Here is a 21,046-nt window from a genome sequence, read left to right on the forward strand (position 1 = left end):
CCCTCCAGAATTTTGTTAGAAAGCAACCGAAATTAAACCGCTTTCACAAATTAAATGTTAGCGGACATATGGCTCAGGCGACCATATAATATTCTGGGTTTTCCCTTGAAAAAACCATCGTACCGTCTATAAAATTAGGCTGAACAGCGTTTTACTGATGCTGTTCTCGATACTTTACCGGCGAAACTCCAAAAATCCCCTTAAAGCTGAGACTGAAATAATTGGCATCCTTGTAGCCCACTTTTGCGGCTACTTCACTGATCTTTAAATCCGTTAGCGTAAGTAAATTTTCGGCTTCTTTCATACGCACGGCAGTAACATATTGAGAGAAATTTTTGCCTGTCTCTTGTTTGAACAGCTTAGAAAAATAGTTTTCGCTTATATATAATTCCTTACTAATGGTGCTAACGGAAAAATCCCCATCGATATATCGCTCATTAATGATCGTGATTGCTTTGGCAATCGTTTCATGCATCCGTGTTTCGCGTTTATTCCCGATTAATTGTGCGGATGTTTCCAAGAAAATAGAGAACTCTTGTTTCAGTTCATGTGTATGGCGAAACAAGTTAAAGCTTTCAAGCGATGGCAATCGGGGGATAGTCGGGTCGGCATTAAAAAGATCGATTCCCAGATTGCTCATTAATTTAAGAATTTTCAAATGGGTATGGCCTAACGATCGATTCATCGTTTCCCTGCTCACAAATTGTTCTTTGAAGGTATTAAAAAGCAGTTCCGTGCTTGCGGTCAATTGTTCTCCTCGTCCAAACTTTACTGCTTGTACAATCTCATCCTCTATTCGTTCCAATTGTTCATAGTTGTTATCCTTCTCTTGAATATCATTAATATAGATAATTTCATTCGCTTCGAATAAGTGCTTATAGTGAAGCGCATCAAGTGCTTCATTATAAGATTCGTGGATTTTATCATAGCTGAACGAGGAGCGGCTTACTCCGAAAGTTGTCGGCACTCCCTTCTCCCTATTCAAAGACTCATGCAAGTATGGAATGAGATCCATTTCCGCTTCTTGTAAAATAACGATCAGACGGCGATTGTCAAGAATATGCAACAAAGCAGCCGAATGAACGGATACTAATCTGGATTGAAGAAACCGTTCTATATCGTCTATCGGAATAAATTCCTTATCGCTCATGGGAGTGTCATGAATTTCGATTACAACAACAACAATATTAACTCCGACGGTAGCAGCTACTCCAAGTTCTGCTCCTTGAGAAGAGAATTCATCGATTGTGATCCTGCCTAATAACAGCTTGCTGATTAATCTTTCCTTTCTTAGGGGAACGCTATTTTTTAGCGTATCAACCATTTGGTTGAAGTTATTGGCGAGGATACCTATTTCATTAGAAGGAATCTTGACCATTCTTACATTTAAATTCCCATGACTGACACGATTCATTAACGTTACCAACTCTTTGATCGGCTTGACGAGAAATGTGGAGAGGAAAAAAGAAATCATAACAACTCCGCATAGTACGAATAGGATAAGGTATACGATTATTTTTTTTATATAATCCACATCTTTGTAGAGCTCATCTACAAGGACACGGCTCATCAACGTATAGTGATACTTGTCATTTTTAAAAATAGATACGAAAAAGTCTTCTCCATTCATATTGGTTTGAAAGGAGGGCTCTTTTTGCAATTGGGCGGTTTTATTCAATTCGCTAACCGTTCCCTGAAGTTCTTTATGCGCATCAATCGCGACTATTCCTTGAGAATCGACTAATGTTGTCAGCTGTAATTCTGTATTCCGGAATAGAATCGAGGAGAGCGCCCCCTTCTTGATATTTATCATCATCATGCCAATCGGTTTCGTGCCTCGCGGTTTATTGAGTGCATTAATCTGGCTAATAAGTGTTACACTATTGTGATCCTTCGAGTTTCCTCCGGAGAAATCGATGAATATTTCTCCCCGCAGCTCAGCCACCTGATCTTGCAATTCTGGAGTAAAGTAGTTATTCACCCATGCTTCCGTATTAAAGTTTTGGTTCATGGTATAATACTGCTTGCCATTAGTGTCTATAAAAACAATTGCATTAATATCCGTTTGCGTCACGTTAACTTCGTACATTCTGGAGTAGAACTCATTGACGAATTCAATTTTACTTTGGTTGGATAGCCCTTCCAGTCCCTGTAACAATTTCTGCGTTGGCGCCTCGTAGGCTAACGAAATCATCAAATCGGAATATTGGGCTAATTTAATATTGATCCGATCATCAATATTAGTTAACGAACTTATTACTGCGCGGTTTTCCTTTTCTTTAATGACTTTCTCAGCCACATAACTCGTAATTCCGGAGAAGACGATTATAATTAGAACGGAAAGGAATATATAAGTGGATATTAAAATAACTTTCAACGATAAAAAGGTTCTCTTTGACGTTCGAATCACCTCTCTATTCCCCATGCTGCCACCCTTTCCCTAGCTTCGATTTTATATCCCCCACGGATACAGCGCTTTCATTTTTCTAAACCGCTTCTACAACTCATTCTTGATATTTTCTCAGAGTAGCATAATTATAACTGTAATGCCCATATAGATATCTGGGTTTTTTCTCAAAAAAAAGGATATTTGCGCTGCTGGAGACGACCGCCAAAACGATTATCGCTTTGTAGATGCGCCAACGAAAACAAAAGAGGGGAACCTTTTGGTTCCCCCCTCCTGTGGTTGATTAAACCTTTACCTTAATTACAATTTTTTTAACCGGCTGAGGAGTGTCAATCGCCAAACCTGGCATATGAACATCTTGCGGCGCTGCCAATATAAAATGACCTTCCTTCAATAGGAAGAAATCGCCTGTCGCATCGAATATCGCATAGTCGGAATCGGAATCATACGGTCGTGTTACAACCGCTTGCCCGATAGGCGCGTAACCAAAACTCTCCTCGCCTTCAGCAATAATTTGAATATCCATGTACCGCTCATGCGCTTCCCAGAATCCTTGCTCTCGCGGTTTGGTTTCATAATGCTGAACGATTGCGAAAATATTGTCTCCGTCAATCTCATATTTTCCAGGCTCAAGAGTTTTCCAATTCTCGTTAGCTATAAATTGTGCTGCTTGCTCTAACCGCGGATGGAATCCTGTATACTGCTTGAAATTTTGCAAAGCGTCTCTAATCATTGGGCGACCTCTCCAATTCTTCCGCACTAGGCATGATATTCAGATAATGATAGATTTGCCCTGCTATAAATGCATGTCCCTTGGCACCGGGATGAATGCTGTCATGCATGAGCATCAAGTGGCTGTTAGTCGATTCTTGTACATATTCACGCCAATGACTATAAACATCACACAAAGGAGTATCCGTTGCGGCCGCCACTTCCTGCACGGCTGCGGCATACTCCGGATAGGCCGTTCTAGCTAGGACCGCCTGTTCATGAATATTATAATCGAGCGCATTTTGGGTTAAAAGCAGCACCTCTGATCCGGATGCCATAACTCTAGTGATAATCTGTTCCAAGTTCCGTTTAAATTGGGCAATACCTGCTTCTCCTTGCACAGAATCATTCATGCCAACCATCACTGTAATCAAATCCGCTCCGAATCGCAAGGCGTCTTCATCCAGTCGATTCAGTATCCCTTGTGAAGTATCTCCGCTTTTCCCAACGTTGAACACATACGACTTGCGATTGTACCGTTCCATTAACCGTTCTGTAAGCAGACCCACATAATTAAGCTTACCCTCAAGATGGTAGTTTTGTTCTGTTATAGAATCGCCTATGCAAACGATAAAAGCTCGTTCACCACGCTGCAATTGATCTAACACCCTGAGCTTCAACATTTTACCTCCTATTCTGGGAGATATCTATAAATCGCTCGGCTATACTACCTGACGTTAGCGTGCCCTGCTCCACATACCTGGCGTAAGGAGCCGCTCGGGCAGATTCCGGAATCGCTCTCTTATTTCATTACAAATGGACTCCGGTACGGCAGGCCCTTCTATTAGCCGCAAATTTTCCTCCAGTTGCTCAACCGTCTGCACGCCGATAACCAGACTATCGACACCCGGCATATCGCGAATATAGGAAACAGCCAGCTCGGCAGGAGTTAAGCCGCAGCTATGCGCAAGCTCGCGAAGCTGGCGGATCGGTTCGACAGCCTCGGGCAATTGAGACGGCAGCTCTGCTTCATTCGCATAGAAAAGGCCTTGCAGGAACACGCTGCGGACAAACACGGTTTTGCCTGCGGATCGCAACATCTCCAGACACCCGTTATTCAGCGGTCGATGATCGAACACATTTAACGGAAGCTGTACAGCGCCGAAAACGGAGTCTTCCAAATACGGACGCAGCATTGCAAATTCCTCTTCCGTATTGGACGAAAATGAAATACCCGCCTTTTCCGTTAAGCCATCCCGTACAAGCTCGGAGAATACTTGCGCAATGATGTCCCCATGAGCTCGCATCGCATCGACGTTATGCAGCATCATAGCAGACACTTGCTCGACACCGAGTTTCTCAAGCGACGCTCTCGTCTGCCGATAGATCTCATCTTTTATTCGTACAGGACTCCAGCTTTTCTCCGGCTGCACATAAATTTTGGTAATGATTGTCGGAGCTTCTCCAGATTGCAACTTGCCAAAAAAACGGCCCAGTATTTGCTCAGATTCTCCGTACGTCGCTGCCGTATCGTAGGCCGACACTCCACCTTGCCATGCTGCTTGCAAAATACCATGACTCGCTCGAACATCAGGCATTTGACTGTTGCCGATAAGCCCGTAATTCATCCCAAGCTGTACCGTGCCAAGCGTCATTTTGGATACTGTAAGTTTATTCACGGACATTTTACCCTTTCTTTTACCAAATTGTCCAGCCTCCATCAAGCAATAGATTATGCCCCGTGATGTAACGCGAAGCTTCGGAGGCGAGGAAAACGATCGGCCCCTTGATATCATCGTCTTCCGCCAATCTGCCTAGCGGAGTCATAGACTTGTAATTGTTCACGAATGCATTCGAATGCTCCTCATGCTGATTTTCTCCTTCGTAATAACCACCGGGACTAATCGCATTGACGCGAATGTTATAGGGTCCATAATAGCTCGCCATCCATTTCGTCATTCCGATCATCCCCCACTTCGCGAACGTATACTCGACACCGCTGGTCATACCCGTATCTCCATATACAGGGAAGTGAGGCGCCTGCGCTCCTTGAATAGAGGCTATGTTAATAATATTTCCTTTGCCTGCGGCACGCATCAGTTTAACAGCTTCCCTCGAGATAAGCATCAACCCCGTTCCGTTCACCTGCTGTGCCATGTTCCATCCTTCGGCAGTCGTCTCTTCAACATTGTTCAAACCATAACGGGAAACAGAGTTATTGACGAGAATATCAATTCGCCCATACCTGTCGGACACTTCCGCGATAAATGCGATAATGCTTTGTTCATCGCTCAGATCCAGCTTCATGCCCGATGCTTTGTATCCGCGTTCATTAAAGCGATCTGCGAGAGCCTGACACTTCTCCTCGTTGCGGGAAGCGATAATGACATGCGCGCCTGCCTCGCAAAGAGCGGTGGAAATATGTTCGCCGTACAAACCCGAGCCTCCTGTAACAATTGCAACCTGATCATTTAATTGGAACAAATCCATCGTCGACATTACAAACCCACTTTCTATTTAAATTCATGTAATGCGCTCTCAATATATAATATGGTATTACCAATTAATATAGCATCAGCTCTTTGTATTAGTCAATTTATTTCATTCCATGCATGTAGAAAGGGAGTATACCACCGCATACTCCCTTATCTCTTATTGAATAGTTCTCAGTAAAATAGTCAACGCTTCTGCTCTGGTCGAAGTTTCACCTGGAGCAAAACGGTTGCCGCCGCGTCCTTCGACCAGTCCGCGAGCAGCCGCCTCGGCAACCAGGGGCTTGGCCCAAGCCGGAATCGCCGCGTCGTCCGCAAAGCTCGTAGCCGACTCCATGCCGACAGGGAGCCCCAGCGCACGCACTGTCATTGCAATCATTTCCGTTCGAGTTATCCTCGCATCCGGACGGAAAGTGCCGTCATCATAGCCCTGTATGATGTTCGCTTTCAGCGCCTGCGCTATCGATAGCAGAGCCCAGTCCGGGATATGCCCGCTATCGGCAAACGACAACGGCAACGCTTCTTCATCGGCCTCCAGCCCCAGCGCGCGGGCAAGCATAACGATAAACTCGGCTCTTGTCAGTTCTTTATCAGGCTTGAACATGCCATTCGGATAGCCATTGACAATCCCTAGCCTTACCGCCTCATAGACGGCTGCTTGACTCCAATGTCCGGCCAAATCGCTAAACGATACGGCGGGCTCTGTCGATCCAAGCGGCTTGGCGAAAACCGCGAATGTTGCCAAACGATCTGTTGCCGCCGAAACAAAATCACCTTCAACCTTTCCTCCGATTTCAACCCAAACTTCCTTCTCTTCATCATAGTAAGCAATAACAGGCAGTTGATGCTCTTCAAGCTTATCCCGATCAAACTTCAGCTTGATCGTTGCCGGCTTCTTCAAGCTTCCCGCTACATTTTTCGATACTTTAAAGGCAGGACTTAACCGGCTCCATTCCGGATGCTCAGTCGCATCGGCTGACGAAAGCTTGGAGATGGCAATACGCATGGCCTCGTCCGAGGCTCCTGCCGGAATCGTCAATTCTATTTCATTATTGCTGCCAAACGTCCCGCCCTTCCCGGCAGCAACGTTCCATTCATTGGCGGTATTGCCGCCGGTTGAAGGCGCCGTCGATCCCGATGACTCTCTGAGTTGCATACGGAATCGGTTGGAATGAGCCTGTGCCACATTGCCGTTCATATCAGACGCGCGAATATGCAAATACCAATCGCCGGACACGTTCGACAAAGTAATCGCACTGTTTAAGCTAAATGCTTGCCAGCCTGTATCCGGAGCCGTCTCGCTCTGTGCCCAAACATACATAAGCTGATTGGCGTCGATACCGCTCCAATCATCTGTTGCCGCCGCTTGGACAGAAGCTTCATACAATAAGGTTTCACTGCCGTCTGGAGAGAACGAGATTGCCGGAGCAGTCGTGTCCGTCTCTTCGACCGCCGCTTCCTCATCTCCGATCAATCCGGTTTGCGGCAGCGCTACAGATAGATCCTGAATCATCACTTCATCCACATAGACTTCCGTCCCAAGTCCCGAAGCGCCGGATGAGATCATCAAATGGTTAATGACTTTACCCGGATGAGCAGCCTCTATCGTTCCCTTGAATGCATCATTTACATAGACGTCGGCCAGTCCACTGTCCAAATCAAAATCAAGACGAATTTTATGCCATTCATTAAACGTCAAGCTTGTCGGCGTCGCCAGCTCATGGAACTCGATCGGCTGGTCATACTCCGTGATGACACGCATAATCTCTTGCTGCGGCGCCCCGAAAGTAAAGGCCGTGTCCGAGTAGTTTTGGTGGACTTTTACATAACGCGCTTCGATATCCAAATGCTCCAGCCCAATCGTAATATTGCCGTCTTCCTTCTCGAAGGTCCATCCTTCCAGAAGAGTCCAATCCCCATTGTTCATATGGCTGACATACACTTCAAGGTTCTGCTGCTGTATCCGATTTCCCGGCAGGTTGTCCGGCGGCTGCGGTTTATTATATTGCTTGCTGTCATTCAACTGGATTTCGCGAAGCTTGGCAGCCCTGCCAAGATCCACGCCTACGCTGCGATCCTTGTAATCTAGCGCGAACGGGAAAGCGTCCGAGAAATGGGACAAGTTGCCGGTCAGCGGGTTGCTATCCGGATTCACAAAGCCTACTTTGACCGTCCCGGTTGAAGAATTTATTTCCGTATTCGTATATTTCAACGATCCGTCGGAATCTAGCTGCAGGATAAAACCGGCGCCGAGCGCATTCCAATGCTGCGAGTATCCTTCCTGCAAGGAGATAAAAAGATCGTTGTCGAAGCTCTCTCCATACACTGAGAGCTGGACGCTCGCTTTCCGGGTGGCCGGGAATAACCTCGATCCGCCCGTTACTCTTTGGTCATCGACATTATCGTGAATATAAAGCGACCTCATGCCTTGCTTCGCAACAGCGTCACTTGTAGTAACGACTCCGGAGTTAGCCGTCTTCCACCAGTAGTCATTGGCCAGACTTGTCCCATTATCGGGAGTAACTCCGCTATGCTCATACTCGAAGCTATCCAATGCGCCATGGCTTTGGCGCAAATAACGGTCAAAATCCTCTACCAGCATAGAGAAGGCCCCCGTCAGTCCAGGCCACGTGAACAACCACGCATCATCGCCTGCCCTTACTCCATCCGCCTGAACGACGTTGCGCTTCTCGTTCTCGGAAATCCATCCCGGAGTCGATAAGCGAGTGCGTCCAGTCAGATCATGATAGCCCTGCCAGGTGAGCGTCTCATCATCGCTGTAAGCAATAGTAAGATTGTTGCGATAATAACTCCCCATTCCTTCCGCATTATGCCCTGACCATGTCAATAAAATATTCCCGCTGTCATCCCGCTGCATGGCAGGGAACGTATTGGTGCTCATCATTTCACTGTCGGCCACCGGGGACCATGTCAATCCTTCATCCGCCGATGAGCTTGTCCCAAGATAATAGATATCCGATCTTTGCTGACGCAAGTAAGTCTTTAAGCTGCCGTCGGCCAATTCAATAATGGCAACCTCAGTCACTCCGCCTTCCCCGCCGATGGAAGGAATCGTAAGCTCGGAAACGCTTTTCTGCCAAGTGCCCCCATTATCGTCCGAGTACAGGAAGCTGACGCCAAAGGTGCCGTCATCTCCGATGACATGGGAGAATGGAGCGATGATCCTTCCAGAGCTATGACGAATCGGATTCGTATAAGAGATCATATAATGAATCGGCGCCCCGGAAGCTGTCTGCAGGCCCGTTATTCGCGCTGGTTCGCCGAATATCGGCTTTTGTCCGTCAAATCCGTTTGATTTGACGACATACATATCGTTGCGGCACACATCGATAGACAAACAAGTATTGCCGCCGCTCCACACGCCAAAATAATGATGGACGGCAAAGAACAAATAAACTTCGCCCGTTTCGGGATCAACATAAGTTCCGGTAGGGAATTCATATAAGTCGGAGCCTGCCGCCGAAACAGGGAGAATAATCGTTTCCTGATCCGTCCATGTCTTGCCGCCGTCAAAGGAGTAATTGGCCAGGATGCCCGCGTCATTCGAGCCCGCCACTGTCATCAGCGTGCCATCCTTCAATCGCACCGGCTTCAATTCCCCCGATTGTTCCACAATTGTTTTGTTGCCGTACTCGATTTGCAGCGCTTCCTGTGCTCCGCCGCGGAAGGAGGCCGCCGGGTTGCCGTAATACATATAAATTTGTTTCGTTTCCTCAGGCTGCATTTCAGGAATTCGTACGTAGAAACCTGCATCATCCATATAGAAGTGCAGCTCCTGGCCACCAGCAGCAAAGCGAATATCGCGATAATCGGCTTGCAGCTTCCCATCGGCAATCAATTGCGATGTTCCCAGATCCACCTTAGTCAGATAAACCGCCCGATCATTGATCGTCTCGGCATTCGGATTGGAGACGGTTACCGGCTTCTGATACAACCAGCTTTGTCCATTGCCGGCCGTCCAGCGTCCTTGCGGCAGCTGATACGCTTTCATCATCTCTTGCAGGCTGTCATTATAAAAAGTGCCTTTCGCATCATCAAAATGGTTATGAACCTTTACATAACGTGCTGATTCCGAAAAATTGTACAAAATTACACGGTTGTCCACTTTTACGAAATCCCAATTCTTTACTTTGCTGTACGTCTCATTGTCCGTACTGACGTATAGGGACAGATCGCTTTTCTCCACTCGGTTCGACGCATTCGCAGCTTCAAGTTCGATGGTGTTTACAGCCGCGATTGCTCCAAAATCGACGCCGATGCTGCGATACTGATAATCCAGCTCCATTCTCCCGCTATTGCCGAAGCCGCTTAGCTGCCCCAGCTCCGGATTGGCGTCTTTATTCGCAAACCCCGCCGTTGATGCAAGCAAGCCTGAGCCATAACCGCTATAAAGATCGGTTTCTTCCGGCTGCCCGCTTGCCATCGCCAATTGCGGTACAGCCAAGGCCAGAATCATCCCTATGCAGATGTAAAACTGAAACTTGCGAAATCCTTTGCGAAGTAACTGTTCACTTATCATTCATTAATTCCTCCTATTAGTTATTTTGTAACCGCTTCCTCACTGATTATAAAAGGAGTCCATCATTCGATGAACCCCTTAACATTCAGATCATAGCGGGAGGAATTATTGTTCTTGCGCTCATGATTCTGTATTCGCTTGCGCTCAAGCCCGTATGCTGTTTGAATTTTTTATAAAACCAATCCAGATCGTTATAACCGACGGCATAGGCCACCTCGTAAACCTTCATATCGGTAGAGCTCAATATTCTTTTTGCGTTTTCCATGCGAACCTGAAACAAATAATCGTTAAAGCCAATGCCTGTTTCCGCTTTAAATAGCTGCCCCAAATAGGCCGCATTCATATACACTTGAGAAGCTATATTTTTCATACTGATGTTGTCGGCATAACGTTCGTTCGCTAATCTCTTGGCTACTTTGACCGCATTTTCCGATGACAGCTCGCGATGGGACTTGATCAGCTCAGCTGTTTCCTGCACTTTGGTCCATGTAATTTGGAACAGATCCGTCAAAGATCTTGCCCCCATAATTCGTTCGTAATCGAGTTGTCTCGGATTGAACAACTGCTCATAATCAATTCCTTGTTCCTTAACAAGCCGAAACAACTCAATGAACAGCTCCAAGATCATTGTTTTAATAAGATTCGAATGCACTTGATTTTTCGCCAATAACTCCCATCTGTGCGTAAGCAGTTCTCTTAGTTGCTCACTGTCCTGCTTGTCAAGCTGCTCAATAAGCTCATTGGCATGGAGCCAATTCTGTTCATCATCATTCGCCTCTTTCGAGAACAGCCTTTCTTCCGAAATAACGCTTTGCTTGCCGAAAAAGAATTGTTTGTCCAGCATTCGTTTCGCATCCTCATAAGACTTTACGGCTTCATTTATCGCATGAACCAGCTTGCCTATGCCGAATGTTATCCCGATTTTGGCGTATTGCTGCACATGCTGGCTCATCAGGCTGATTCTTGCAATAACATCCGCGCGCTCCACCTCGTCTAAATCCGAGTATAAAACGATTCCGTATTTCATATCCGATTCTTCGAATAAACAGCCGCTTAACCCAATAATATCTTCCATGACATTACGCGCGGCAAATCGTTTTATTTGCAGATCATTATCCGTCATAGAGGAGTCGTTCCAAGCTTCCGAGTCCAGCTCCGCCGCAATGCAGCAAATCCCTGAGCGCTCTCTAACATGTATATCTATCAAATTAAACCGTTCCGTCACTTCTTCCGCATTCATGAAACCGTTGGCCCATTCTCTGGCAATGCGCTCCTTCGTTGCAGACAAACCAAAATGCAGCTTTTTGTCCAGCATTCGTTCATTTTCCAGCTCGGCTGCCACGGATTTCAATAGACGCACCAAGTCATCTTCCTCAACCGGCTTCAGCAAATAATCCTTAACGCCCAGTTGCAAACCCTTCTGCGCAAATGAGAAGTCTTCATAACCGCTCATGATGATAATCGGAACATCGGATAATGCACGCAACTGCGCAATCAAATCCAAACCGCTCAATACCGGCATCTTCATATCCGTGATGACCAGGGCGTAATTGCCGTCATGAAAAAGATCGAGCGCCTGCTGGCCATTCGTCGCTTCGCCCGCGATCGTAAAACCTAGCTGTTCCCAATCCAGCAAATATTTCAGTGAAAGCAGCGCCCCCGGTTCATCGTCTACAAGAAGTACGTTATAGATGGCTCCCAACCTCCTTACGTTTGCGGCTTGTCTAGCGGAAGGTTAATGATAATTCTTGTGCCCTCTCTAGGCTTGCTTTCAATGATCAGACCGAAGTTCGGGCCAAAGCTTTGGCGTAATCTTTGATGTACGTTGCGCAGGCCAATATGCAGCGAGTCATCCTTCTTCTGATCTGCAGATTCGAGCCTATGTCTTATTGCCGTCAAGTGATCGCACGGAATGCCCGGACCGTTGTCCTCCACGACAAGTCTGCATTGCTGCTCATCAAAATCCGCCCTAATAACGATCATTGTTCCGTCAGCGCTTGGCTCCAGCGCATGGACGATCGTATTTTCCACCAATGTCTGCAGCGACAGCTTCGGTATAGCGACATCATGCAGCCGCTTCGGAATGTCGATTCGGAAGCGAAGCCGGTCAGAGAAGCGGAAAGCTTGAATGTTCAAGTAAGTCTCGATAATGTCCAATTCTTCCGCTATTGTAATCATCCGGCCGCTTTTGCCCAACACATTGCGAAAGGATTTAGCCAATAAGTTAACAATTTTCGCATTTTCACGATCTCCCTTCATAAGGAGATTACCGCGAAGCGCATTTAAAGTATTAAACAAATAATGGGGATTTACTTGTGTCTGCAAAGCATATAACTCGGACTCCTTTGTCTTCAGCTCCAGCTCTTTGCGCCCCAGTTCCGACTCATACACCTCGCGAATAAGCCGCTGCATGCGCTGCACCATCTCGTTAAATCTGAAGCCGAGCTTGCTTACTTCGTCATTTCCTTTAATCGTTTGAATCGGCTGCAAGTTTTCGAGGCTGGTTTTTCTCATTTTTATGGACAGCTCTACCAATCTTCTCGTTAATCTGGAAGATACCACATAGTTTGCAATGACGAATATAGCCAAAGTTGCTACGAACAGAACGAGTGCCGTCGTTCGAATCGCATTGGTGCCTGCCACTAGGGCATCAAGCTGGGTAAGGAAGACGATTTGGATGCCATTAACGCTATTGCGCGAATCCAGGACGCGGCTGGTTAGCAAATATTCCTGATCAGCCGTACGTACAAGCTGGCCGTCATCATTGGCATTCATCTCGGGGAAAAACCAGTAATCCTCTAAACGGACCGTCCCTGCATGGTCGGAAGCATTGTCAAATACAACCTTCCCATCCGATAAACTAAACACAATTTGATTAGGATTATCCTTCGCTTTTATAAAGTCCACCAGTACATTGACATCCACATCGATAGAAACGAATAGACATGCTTTCATATCCAGATGGTTAAGCCTTTGCGATAAGCGAAGCAAGTTCTCGCCACCCGCTCCCTTCTCCAAAGTCCAGGAACGAAGCGACCGATAGCTTGGCGCGGAAGTTTCGCATCCACTTCTCCTCGCCAATTCGGGAGCCTCCGACAACGGCCTGACAACCCCTAATTGAAACGTATCATTATTGGTAAACAGTTGAAAATTGACAATATCTTTCGTCGAACGAATCGATTCCATAAGCGGGACGATAAGCTCCGTGTACTCCGTATGCTGCAACGCCAAAGAATGAATTTCTTGAAGCAGAGTAGCCTGCAGCGAATCATCCATATACAATACATCGGCAGTCTGTTCGTAGGTCTTCAAGAGACTGTCCACATTTTCCGTCATTTGCGAAAAGGAGTTGCTATTGCTCTCCATGATCTTCTCAAGAATCATCTGCCTGCTAAAATGCTCAAAAATAAAAGTAAGGGAAGTGAGCAGCAAAATGACGACTGCGCCGTTCGACAAAAACAGCTTAGTGCGGATACTCATTCTGCTCCCCCTCCCCTATATGATTTACTTCCCTATATGGCTATATCGCGCAGTAGCCTCTTTCCACAATTTTGTATACGCTTCCTCGACTTTCGCGATTCCCGCCTTTTCCAGCGCGCGCATGGTTTCATTCCACTGCTTTTCGAACTCCTCTTCCGACGCGGAGAAAACAATCTTGGCGGTATCGCGGTTCCAAATTTGCTTAAGCCGCTCGGCTTCGGCGCGCACTTCCTCCACATCGCCCAGTTGTCCAAGTCCGTGAAGAATAAAGTTTACCTCAGGAATGAAGTCTGCCCACACTTCCTTGCCGTACTCAGCTAAAACTTCTTTTGTTCTTTCATCGTATTTTTCTCTGACGCTATCTCTCGTCGTAGGCGTGGCATAGTCTCCATCAGCCAACTTCGTTCCGTGCGCGAAATACATCGATGTGCCGTAGAATGGCGTAACAATTTCGCTCCAGATCAAATCCGGGTTGGCGGCAACTCCTTGCTTATACTCTTCCTTAATGACCCTCTTACCGTCTACGACTTCATAATGACTGCCTTCAATTCCCCAGTTAATCAAAATTTGCGCTTCATCGGTAAACATATAATCAAGCAGCTTGATTACTTCTTCCGGATGCTTGGATTTTGAGGTAATCGCCCAGTTCCAGTTAGAACGCGTTGCCGCAGCCGTGAAGTTTTTATTTGGCTTAGTTGCATCGAACACAAGCGGGAAATAAGCGTAAAGATCATCAAAGTTGCCTGCCGCCCGGATAACCGGCTCTACTTCCGGCTGCATGTACCAGCTTGGGAAAGCGCCCGCCAAAACTCGGCCTTCCGCCAGCCTTTGCGTCATCGTATCATTTTTCAAAGTGAAAAATTCTTTGTCCAGCATGCCGGCGATATGAAGCTTATTCAAAAATGCGAGATACGTTTTCGCCTCTTCCGATGTAAAGATATGTCTAACGTTATCGTTTTCGTCTATCGTAAAGTCCCCGTGATTTTCCAATCCGCTCGTAGTGAAGATCGGACCTGTCGCGTTTTCATAAGTATTGTCATTATAGCTAAAGCCGGAGAAAGGAATGGTCGGCTGTCCATTCGTTTGCGGATGCTTCTCATAGTAATCCTTCAGCAAGTTGAACAAATCATCCATTGTTTCCAGTTCGGGGTATCCCGCTTCCTCCAACATTTTATAGCTGACAGCGAACTCTGACTGCATCGTCGGCGTCGGCTCATCTGTTATGTTGCTGACATAGAGCGACCAAATATGTCCGTTTTCGTCTTTTAACAAATCGAAGTATTCTCCGAAATGCTTCTTAATATTAGGGCCATGCTCTTCTATCAAATCCTCCAGCGGGATTATAGCGCCGGCATCCGAATATTTTTTAATATAATCCGGCTTTAAAATAACCGTATCGGCCGGATAATCGCCGGAAGCGAGCCATAAGTCGAATTTTTGATTGCGATCTCCCGTTACTGTAACCAGGTCAAATTTAAAGCCCGATTTTTTGCTAAGTTCCGTCATAACCGGATTGTTCGCATCCAGATTCGGATACAAGCTTGCCATCTGGACCACAACGGGCTCTTGCGGCGCCGCCGATTGTGTCCCGGCATTCGTTTCTCCCGGTTTATTCGTCGGGGCAGTGCTGTTCCCTCCATTGTTCCCCCCGCTGCAGCCGGCAGCCACTGCAAATACAAGCACGATGACGAGCAATCTGAACATTTTGTTCATGATAACACCCTTTCTAGTTTTTAATTATATCATCGGGTTTCCCCCAAAGATATCATTCCTTCATAGCGCCAAGCGTCATGCCTTTAATGAAATACTTCTGCAAAAATGGATACACGAATAGAATGGGAAGCGTGACAACCATCGACATCGTAGCCCGGATTGACTGCGGCGTTGTAAAATTCAATATAGCGTCGTCGGTTCCGGACCCGATACCGCCGGAAACTTGCTCGGTTGTCTGCATTAGAATCTGCATGAGTTGATATTGCAGCAGCGTCAAGCTTTCTTTGCTGTTGTACAAGAAATTATCGGTCCAGGAATTCCAATGTCCGACAGAAATAAACAAAGTAATGGTTGCAATGACAGGAAGACTGATCGGCATAACGACGCGGAATAAGGTTTGCCATTCATTTGCTCCATCCAGCTTGGCCGATTCAACAAGCCCGTCAGGCAGCTGGTCAAAGTAACTCCGCATAATCATCACGTTAAACGCGCCGATCAGACCGGGAATAATGTAAACCGCGAACGTATTGGTCAATCCTAAATTTTTGATCATCAAATAGATCGGAATGATCCCGCCGTTTACATACATACTGACCACAATGATGGCATTGAGCGATTTGCGAAGCATATACTCTCTGCGGCTTAATGCGTAAGCAACCATAATTGTGCATATTACAGACAATCCGGTTCCAATCAATGTTCGCAATACGGAGAGAGCGGCGGAATCGAATAAACGGTCATTGCTGAATATAAGGCGATAATTGTCGAGCGTAAAATCTCGCGGCCATAAATAGATTCCGCCGCGCATCGTATCGAGCGACTGATTCAAGGAGACAGCCAATAGATTCAGAAAAGGATACAATGTCGCTATGCCCAGCAGCAGCAGCAGCGTATTGTTGAAAACGTTAAATATGCTGTCCCCGACTTTAGTTCTGCTTCTCATTTTGTGCCTCCTTCACTACAGAACGGTAGACTGGCCAATCCGCTTGGCCCAAGAATTGACGAGCAATACCAGTACGATGCTCACCACTGATTTGAACATGCTAATCGCGACCCCGTAAGAATAATCCCCGATTTGCATGGAGTAATTGAGCGCATACAAGTCAAGCACCTGAGAATACTCCATGACCAGATTGTTGCCGAGCAGCATCTGTGATTCATAGCCGGTCGCGATCAAGTAACCCGTGTTCAAAATAAGCAAAATGCTGGCAGTCGGCATAAGTCCGGGCAAAGATATATGAATCATTTTGCGGAAACGTCCCGCTCCGTCCACATCGGCGGCTTCATAGAGCGCGGGATCCACTCCGGCCAGCACCGCCAAATAAATAATCGTGCTCCAGCCCAGCTCTTTCCAGAAGCCGGCCATCGTATGAATAACCCAAAACCATTTTTCCTTGGATAGAAAAAATATCGGCTCATCTACAATGCCAAGCCAGATTAGCAGCTCATTAAGCGGCCCGAAATCCGGAGACAGAACAAGCGTAACGATGCTGGCAATCACGACCCAGGAGACGAAATGCGGAATATACGTAATCGTTTGAATCGTTCGTTTGAACAGTCTCGACCTCACTTCATTAAGAAAAAGCGCCAAACCAATCGCTCCTGCGAAGCTCGTAATCAGATGCATCAAACTCATCGCTAACGTATTTCGAAGAACGGTATAAAACCAATCATCGTTGAACAGCTTTACAAACTGATCGAATCCAACGAATTCACTGCCGAAGATGCCCTTCCCTATGGAATACTTCTGAAAAGCCATAATCCAGCCCCATAAGGGCAAATAACTAAATAGGGCCAAGATGCCGACAAACGGCACAGACATCAGTATTAACTGGTATTGCTGGGCTAATGTTTTCCATTTCTTTTTGCGGAGGTTGTTCTTAAGACCTGCATCCGTTTTTATCGCTTTCGCAGCAGTTTGTTCGATGTTGATCCCCTCCTCATTCGTGATTGTTCTGATGCTTTTGCGCCTGCGATTCATAATCAAGGATCACTTCGCTAATACGGGGAGTGCCGCCGCTATTGACGGCTCCAAGAGCTAAGCGATATTGTACCCAGTTGCCCGCATACCTGCCTGCGGACCACTTGCCGCCCCTCTCGAACCAGCTTCCTTCTCCATCGATGCCATACCAGTTCGCCTCTTTCAGCGCTTCTTCATTCGCGGCAGTTCGGATTTGCGCTTTAACCCACGTTTTCACCGGTATGGCTGCAAGCCAATCGATTCCGGTTATGACGCAGCCTTTCGGAAGTTCAACAGGGCGCGATTCATAGTACTCTTCGGGACCGCGATCCATCATGTTGCCAATGTCCGAATGCGTCATTCCGTGCGGTCCTTTTGTCGGCAATTCCGTCCGGTTGTGCTCGTTAAATCCTTTCGGACCGTTCCACCATACAAAGGACATGCCCGGATGATTTCCGAATGTCTTATGGTTGGCCATCGCCAAATCGACATAGCCGTCCTCATTGAAATCAGCAGCAAGCACGCCGGCGACGGAGTGACCGAATAGTCGCGTCCGCTTGTCCACCGAATAGGTTCCGTCCGGCTCCCCCCAATAAATATACGAGTCGATATCGCGGGTTCGAGTGCCATGATAGCAAGCGACAAATATGTCAAGAATGCCGTCATTGTTAAAATCCGCTATCGCGAGATCCGCGGCGAAGTGCGCCGGCAGCTCCGTCCTTCTGTCATTGGAATACCCGTCGGGCCCGCCCCAGTAAATATAAACAAAAGTGCTGTAAGGATCGCCGGCGTCCGGCCCTTTGTAACCGCCTACAATTAGGTCCAGCCAGCCATTGCCATTTAAATCCGCAGCGCGCGAGCTGATTCCCGATCCTTCCGGCAGTAATGTGCGCCGATTTAAATCAAATCCATCCGGCCCGCCCCACAGGATGAGCAAATCATCGGTTGCTCCACAGTCTGGTATGACAAGGTCCAACCAACCGTCATTATTTAAGTCCGCAAGAGTCATGAATCTCGGCTGTCTGTAGACAACGCCGTCAATCACTAACGGAATGCGCGCCGGTTCGTCGACAAACCCTTTCTCCGAGCCGTAAAAGATTAACAATTCGTCGTTGTTGTGGCCGACAACAATAAGATCAAGCCACCCGTCCCGGTTAAGATCCGCGCAGCAGCTGCTCATCGAATGTTTGGTCGGCAGCTCCACTTTTTGATCCGGACAAAATCCGTCTGGACCGTTGTAGAAGACGAATGAACCATTATCCATATGCAGCGCGTTCTCATTGCTGTTGGTCATAAACACATCCGCAAATCCATCGTCATTAAAGTCGCAAATTCGCAGCTCTGTAGCTGCCCAGCCGGTCAATTCAAGCTTTCGCTCAGGGGAGAAGCCGTCCGGTCCGCCCAAATAAATAGAAGAAGGCACATCTCCCAAAATTCGATTGGACATGTGATTAAGGAAAATAACTTGCGGATTCGCGCTGTCCATCGTTCGAGCGACGAATACACCTACAGCGCAATGCGTTTCAAGCCGCAGCGGCGTCTCTTCCAAGCCAGCCTCTGATCCTCGGTAAATAACCGATTCATGCGTGTACATCGTTTCCGTCTTATCCTGGCATACGATGATATCTCCATAACCATTGCCGCTCAAGTCCGCTATTTCAATGTCGTAAGCGCTTTTCGTCGTGAATGAGGTTCGATTTTCGTTGGAGTATCCCGTTGCCGTATCCCAATAAATCCATGATTTCTCCGCCCCGTCCCGATCCGGCTGCCGGGATGCGAGTATAATATCTTCGCTGCCGGTTCCTCTTACATCGCCGATCGCCGCGCTTGTCACTTTGCCGCTATCGAGTACAAGCGGCTGGCCAACGCTCCGGTTCATATCGATGGGGATGAATACGGATTGTTCCCCGCGGCATACGAAGATATGCGGAGCTCCTCTCCATTGCAGCACTTTTAGCCGAATAGCTTGGGATACATTGTAAACAAACAGGCTTCCGCCGCCGGCTCCGCTTGCCGCACTGTCAATGCTTGCTTCGATCGCGTCGTTCCCTGTCAAAGCGGGGTCCAGCCATGTACGGGATTCTGCCTGGATGCCATCGGGTCCCCCCCAATAAATAACGATCTCGCTATTATTCGTCCGAACGATCAGGTCGTCGAAGCCGTCCCCATCCAGATCAGCCGAAACGATGGTATCAATGGAGTGATCCAGCTCCACATCCCTATATCCTTTCGTTCTAAATCCCCGCTCATCCTGAAAAAACAAACGCAGCTTCTCGAAGCTGACAAATGCGAGGTCCTTGCGCCCATCCCCGTTAAAATCTCCAATCGCGACGCTTTTGCATGATGGCGCCCATAATTGAAGCATCCGTTTCGTGCTGTACCCTTGCGGCGAACCATAATAAATTTGAGCATATGTGTAATTGGATGCGCCGTCATACTGATTGCCGATAACAAGATCGTCGTATCCGTCATTGTTCAGATCGCCGACAGCCCCTGTATAAGCGCCTTCCGTCGGAATTTCGATTCTTTCTTTCCCATTAAGCGGGTCAACATACACATAGGCGGGAACCCGCAAGCTGTCATCGTGGGAATTGGCAAACGGCAAATCGATAAAGCCATCCCCGTTTACATCAAACTGGTGAATCCGCTGAATAACGCCTTTTTGTGACACATATATGTTCTGTCCCGCATTCCCGAATTTCCCTTTGCTAAACGTATCAAAACCTTTTTCCTTAATCGCTCCGCGAATCACATTCCAACAACTCCTTCTTTCCAGCTGAATTCATTATATAATCTTGTTTTCGATCAAAAACCATGGGAACATTCAGTTCATGACAGGGGTATTTGCAGTAAATGAGAGAAATATAAAAAAGCGATCAGGAGATTTCACCTGATCGCTACTTGTTTTATTGTGGCAATAGATCTATTTACGATTACTCAGCCAGTATGGCTTGCACAAAGGCATCTCTGGCCTTGCTCTCCTCCAGGCCGGAGCAAATCCGCACATCCTCCGGATATAGCGCGCTCGCATGCGCCAGGTCGACAAACTCCCGGGCTGCGTTAAGCGGGTTGATAATTGTCTTTTCGCCGCAAGGAGCGTTCCGCAGCAGATCCTGCAGGTCATAATGCCGCAAAATGTCCGGCACGACGACGCTTTGTTTCCAGGCAAACGGAAATTCCTCGGTCAGCGCCTGATAGTTAAGCAACGAGTCCCATAATACCAGCTTGTGGAATGGACCGATAAGCATGGATGCCAGCAGCGCCACCGTCGCTCCGAGTCCCTTGCCCGCCAGAACGAGTCGATTCGGGTCGACCTCCGGCAGCGAGCGCATGTAATGCCAAGCGTTCAGGGCATCCCGCACCCGCAGGCCCATGATCGATCGGTCAGCAGCGACGGAGAGATACGTCAGCGTCCGCTCGATGTCGCACCAAGGCGCTACATCATGCCAGACCGGGCGGGGCGCAAGCTCCCCGAAACCGCTGACGTCAATGCTGTACACCAGCGATTCTCCAAGCGCCGTCAGAGGGCCGAAACTGCGGAAGCCGTCCCATTTGCCCCCCTCGTCGATCATCAGCACAGCCGGCAGCCGGCCGGACGCATCCGCCTTCGGGCCGACGCCGGAAGGTCTGGTCCTTCGCATAAACAGGCCCGGCACCTCGCTCACCGACGTCGTTCGCAGGCTGACGGCGCGGAACTGGTAAGCGCCGGCAGGCTTCTGCTCCTGCACCCTGGCCCGCAAGCT

Annotated in this window: 13 protein-coding genes; all 13 read right to left on the reverse strand. The window is 47.7% G+C overall.

The window, feature by feature from the left end; genetic code table 11:
• Nucleotides 1-151: 151 nt before the first annotated feature.
• Nucleotides 152-2,299 (reverse strand): helix-turn-helix domain-containing protein, encoded by a 2,148-nt coding sequence (locus PAT3040_RS09350; protein WP_181376523.1) that lies wholly within the window; start codon nucleotides 2,297-2,299, stop codon nucleotides 152-154.
• A 391-nt stretch (nucleotides 2,300-2,690) separates the two neighbouring features.
• Nucleotides 2,691-3,125 (reverse strand): NanQ anomerase/TabA/YiaL family protein, encoded by a 435-nt coding sequence (locus tag PAT3040_RS09355; protein WP_181376524.1) that lies wholly within the window; start codon nucleotides 3,123-3,125, stop codon nucleotides 2,691-2,693.
• 7 nt (nucleotides 3,126-3,132) lie between these two features.
• A complete protein-coding gene (locus PAT3040_RS09360; RefSeq protein WP_108992411.1) occupies nucleotides 3,133-3,801 on the reverse strand; it encodes an SGNH/GDSL hydrolase family protein in 669 nt (222 codons plus the stop codon).
• A 54-nt stretch (nucleotides 3,802-3,855) separates the two neighbouring features.
• Nucleotides 3,856-4,797, reverse strand: a complete 942-nt coding sequence (locus PAT3040_RS09365; RefSeq protein ID WP_181376526.1) for an aldo/keto reductase — start codon at nucleotides 4,795-4,797, stop codon at nucleotides 3,856-3,858.
• A gap of 19 nt (nucleotides 4,798-4,816) precedes the next feature.
• The gene (locus PAT3040_RS09370; RefSeq protein ID WP_214628099.1) at nucleotides 4,817-5,617 is read right to left on the reverse strand and encodes an SDR family NAD(P)-dependent oxidoreductase; all 801 of its coding nucleotides are present in this window, start codon (nucleotides 5,615-5,617) and stop codon (nucleotides 4,817-4,819) included.
• Between the two features lie 153 nt (nucleotides 5,618-5,770).
• Nucleotides 5,771-10,150 carry a DUF2341 domain-containing protein gene (locus PAT3040_RS09375; RefSeq protein ID WP_108992413.1) on the reverse strand — a complete coding sequence of 1,460 codons (4,380 nt, stop codon included), beginning with the start codon at nucleotides 10,148-10,150 and terminating at the stop codon, nucleotides 5,771-5,773.
• Between the two features lie 85 nt (nucleotides 10,151-10,235).
• The gene (locus PAT3040_RS09380; RefSeq protein ID WP_108992414.1) at nucleotides 10,236-11,852 is read right to left on the reverse strand and encodes a response regulator; all 1,617 of its coding nucleotides are present in this window, start codon (nucleotides 11,850-11,852) and stop codon (nucleotides 10,236-10,238) included.
• A gap of 5 nt (nucleotides 11,853-11,857) precedes the next feature.
• Nucleotides 11,858-13,630 carry a sensor histidine kinase gene (locus PAT3040_RS09385; protein WP_108992415.1) on the reverse strand — a complete coding sequence of 591 codons (1,773 nt, stop codon included), beginning with the start codon at nucleotides 13,628-13,630 and terminating at the stop codon, nucleotides 11,858-11,860.
• 24 nt (nucleotides 13,631-13,654) lie between these two features.
• Nucleotides 13,655-15,343, reverse strand: coding sequence for an extracellular solute-binding protein (locus tag PAT3040_RS09390; protein WP_108992416.1), 1,689 nt, complete (start codon nucleotides 15,341-15,343; stop codon nucleotides 13,655-13,657).
• Between the two features lie 52 nt (nucleotides 15,344-15,395).
• Nucleotides 15,396-16,286, reverse strand: a complete 891-nt coding sequence (locus tag PAT3040_RS09395) for a carbohydrate ABC transporter permease (RefSeq protein WP_087569611.1) — start codon at nucleotides 16,284-16,286, stop codon at nucleotides 15,396-15,398.
• Nucleotides 16,287-16,301: 15 nt separating this feature from the next.
• Nucleotides 16,302-17,324 (reverse strand): ABC transporter permease, encoded by a 1,023-nt coding sequence (locus PAT3040_RS09400; protein ID WP_108992417.1) that lies wholly within the window; start codon nucleotides 17,322-17,324, stop codon nucleotides 16,302-16,304.
• The gene (locus PAT3040_RS09405) at nucleotides 17,284-20,055 is read right to left on the reverse strand and encodes an FG-GAP repeat domain-containing protein (protein WP_108992418.1); all 2,772 of its coding nucleotides are present in this window, start codon (nucleotides 20,053-20,055) and stop codon (nucleotides 17,284-17,286) included. Before PAT3040_RS09405 ends, PAT3040_RS09400 begins: the two co-directional genes overlap by 41 nt.
• Before the next feature lie 181 nt (nucleotides 20,056-20,236).
• Nucleotides 20,237-21,046: alpha/beta hydrolase family protein (locus PAT3040_RS36885; protein WP_219930263.1), on the reverse strand; the 810-nt coding region annotated here is incomplete at its 5' end.

The sequence above is a fragment of the Paenibacillus agaridevorans genome (assembly GCF_003112455.1).
In the GTDB taxonomy this organism is placed as follows: Bacteria; Bacillota; Bacilli; order Paenibacillales; family Paenibacillaceae; genus Pristimantibacillus; species Pristimantibacillus agaridevorans.

What these genes read in the sequence shown, in the direction of transcription:
- PAT3040_RS09360 (WP_108992411.1), bottom strand. Translation starts at nt 3,801, where the DNA reads ATGTTGAAGCTCAGGGTGTTAGATCAATTGCAGCGTGGTGAACGAGCT.
- PAT3040_RS09370 (WP_214628099.1), bottom strand. Translation starts at nt 5,617, where the DNA reads ATGTCGACGATGGATTTGTTCCAATTAAATGATCAGGTTGCAATTGTT.
- PAT3040_RS09375 (WP_108992413.1), bottom strand. Translation starts at nt 10,150, where the DNA reads ATGATAAGTGAACAGTTACTTCGCAAAGGATTTCGCAAGTTTCAGTTT.
- PAT3040_RS09385 (WP_108992415.1), bottom strand. Translation starts at nt 13,630, where the DNA reads ATGAGTATCCGCACTAAGCTGTTTTTGTCGAACGGCGCAGTCGTCATT.
- PAT3040_RS09390 (WP_108992416.1), bottom strand. Translation starts at nt 15,343, where the DNA reads ATGAACAAAATGTTCAGATTGCTCGTCATCGTGCTTGTATTTGCAGTG.
- PAT3040_RS09395 (WP_087569611.1), bottom strand. Translation starts at nt 16,286, where the DNA reads ATGAGAAGCAGAACTAAAGTCGGGGACAGCATATTTAACGTTTTCAAC.
- PAT3040_RS09400 (WP_108992417.1), bottom strand. Translation starts at nt 17,324, where the DNA reads ATGAATCGCAGGCGCAAAAGCATCAGAACAATCACGAATGAGGAGGGG.